Origin of the sequence: Hansschlegelia zhihuaiae (genome assembly GCF_004103825.1) — a bacterium.
Taxonomy (GTDB): Bacteria; Pseudomonadota; Alphaproteobacteria; order Rhizobiales; family Methylopilaceae; genus Methylopila; species Methylopila zhihuaiae.
Genome location: NZ_RYFI01000011.1, coordinates 78046 through 80498, shown reverse-complemented (window position 1 = coordinate 80498; position 2453 = coordinate 78046). Strand labels below are relative to the sequence as shown.

3 protein-coding genes are annotated in these 2453 nt (G+C 70.7%); 1 reads left to right on the top strand and 2 read right to left on the bottom strand.

Annotated elements, in window-relative coordinates:
• Positions 1-84: 84 nt before the first annotated feature.
• Positions 85-996: a cytochrome c oxidase subunit II gene (gene coxB, locus EK403_RS12505; protein WP_128777816.1), complete on the bottom strand. Its 912-nt coding sequence runs from the start codon at positions 994-996 to the stop codon at positions 85-87.
• 185 nt (positions 997-1181) lie between these two features.
• Between coxB and EK403_RS12500 the strand changes: the two genes are divergently transcribed.
• Positions 1182-2063: a lipid kinase gene (locus EK403_RS12500; protein ID WP_128777815.1), complete on the top strand. Its 882-nt coding sequence runs from the start codon at positions 1182-1184 to the stop codon at positions 2061-2063.
• Between the two features lie 2 nt (positions 2064-2065).
• Here the strand turns inward: EK403_RS12500 and EK403_RS12495 are convergent.
• Positions 2066-2453 (bottom strand): 3-keto-5-aminohexanoate cleavage protein (locus tag EK403_RS12495; protein WP_164919587.1); only part of this gene is annotated, 388 nt, incomplete at its 5' end.

The following is a 2453-nucleotide window of genomic DNA, read 5'->3' as shown; positions in this document are numbered from 1 at the left end:
CCCCCCCCGCACCCCTCATCCGACCGTCGGCTTCGCCGACGGCCACCTTCTCCCTCAAGGGGAGAAGGGAAGATGCCGCGGCGCTCATTTCAGGCTCCCGAGATAGGCGGCGATGGCGGCCGTATCCTCAATCGAAAGGGCAGGATAGGCCGGCATTTTCACGCGAGGCTTGAGCGCGTCTGTCTCGCGGATGAAGCGCACGACGTTGTCCCGCGTGTTCGGCAGCAGGCCGGCTCCCACCGTTCCGCGCTCGCCGAAGCGGGTGAGGTCGGGCCCGACTTCGCCCTTCGCTTCCGTGCCCGAGACCCGGTGGCAGGCCCCGCAGCCATTGTTGACGAACAGCTCCTTGCCCGTCGCCGCGCCGGCGTCCTCTATCGGGGGCGCCGACTGGCGCGCGAGCCAGGCGTCGAAGTCGGGCTTCTCCATCGCGACGACCGTGAAAGCCATCAGCGCGTGGCTCGCGCCGCAGAATTCCGCGCAGACGCCGCGATAGGAACCCGGCCGTTCGGCCTTCAGCACAAGCCGGTTCTCGCGGCCCGGGATCATGTCGACCTTGCCGCCGAGCGAGGGGATCCAGAAGGAATGGATGACGTCGGGCGCGGTCAGCGCGAATTCGACGCGCTCGCCGACCGGCATGCGGATCTCGTTGGCGGAGGCGACCGGGGCGCCGTCCTTCGGGCGGTAGGTCACGCGAAACCAGAACTGCTCGCCCGAGACGTCGATCCTGAGGCCCTCGCCGGGCTCGCGCAGCGTCGTCATCAGCGGCAGGCCGTAGAGCAGCAGCCCGGCGAGCACGACCACGGGGAACGCCACACCGCCCCACAGGATCAGCCGGTGGCCGACCTTCTCTTCATGCGGGTCGGGCCGGATGCGCGTCGCGTAGACCGCGAGGCCCATCACGGCGGACCAGACCAGCCCCGCGCCGGCGAGCATCACCCAGAACAGGCTCGCGACCTCGCGCGCCTCGTGGCCGCCGGGGTCGAGCGCCGACTGCACCCCGGAGCACGCGGCGAGGCCCGCGCAAAGCGCGAGCGCCGCTCCGGTGTGGATAAGCCTGCGGTTTATGGCGTCCCCCGATCAACAAGCCCGTGAAGAGCTTATGGCGGAGGTACGGCGCCGCCTAGATAAGAGCCGATCAAATTCCTTGGCGGCCCCAAGCCGCGAGAGGGTTGGACCGCCGCATGACCAAGAGCGCGCTGCTGATCGTGAACGCCAAGAGCCGACAAGGCGCCACGGCGCGCCATGAGATCGAGGAGCGGCTGTCCGGGCTCGGCGTAACGCCCGTCCATCGCGTGAGCGCGGATCGGAACGAGATGTCCGCGCTGATCGCCCGGGAGGGGCCGTCCCACGACCTCATCGTCGTGGCGGGCGGCGACGGCAGCCTGAACGCCGCCGCCAAGGGGCTGCTCGAGGCGAAGCGCCCGCTCGCCGTCATCCCGACGGGCACCGCCAACGACCTCGCGCGCACGCTCGGTCTGCCGACCGACATCGCGGGCGCGTGCCGGGTCGCGGCGGAGGGACGGCCGCGGCGGATCGACCTCGGCTCGGTCAATGACGAACCGTTCTTCAACGTCGCGAGCGTCGGCTTCAGCGTGGAGCTCGCCGGCCAGCTGACGAGCGACGTGAAGCGCCGCTTCGGCAAGCTCGGCTACGCGGTGGCGGCCGCGAAGGCGCTGTCGCGGACGAAGCCCTTCCGCGTGAGGATCGTGACCGGAGACCGGGCGCTGCGGCTGCTCGCGCTCCAGGTCTCGGTCGGCAACGGCCGGTTCTATGGCGGCGGCAACATGGTGAGCGAGCACGCCGAGATCGATGACGGCCGGCTCGACCTCTACGCGCTGAAATTCGTGCGCGCCTGGCGGCTGGTCCTGATGCTGCGCTCGCTGCGCTATGGCGAGCACGGCTCCTGGCGCGAGATCAAGTCGCTGACGGGCGACCGGTTCGAGGTGCTCACGCGCCATGCCCGGCCGGTGAATGCGGACGGCGAGATCATCACGCGGACGCCGGCGCGCTTCGAGATTCTGCCCGGCGCGCTCGAGGTCATGACGCCGGGCGACGAGGGCTGACGCTAGAGCGCGCGCAGCTCGGCCGCGCTCGCCGGCCTGCGGCCGAGGACGCGCAGCGTCTCGACGAACTGTCGGACGAGCGCGGCGTTGTCGGGCGCGAGGGAGCCGTCGGCCATCAGCAAATTGTTCTCGAAGCCGATCCGCGCGTGGCCGCCGAGCAGCGCCGCGAGCGTGACGCAGTCGCGTTCCGCTGGGCCGAAGGCGCAGACGCTCCAGGTCTCGGCGACCGGCTCGAACAGGAAGGGCAGCAAGTCCGCGGGCGTCGACCGCCGGCCCTCGGCGTAGCGTCCCAGGACGAACAGCAGAGCGAGCCGCGCCTCGCCGAGCGCGCCGCGGGCCCTCAGCGCGCGATAGGCCGCAAGGTCTTGGGCCGAATAGAGAATGACCTGG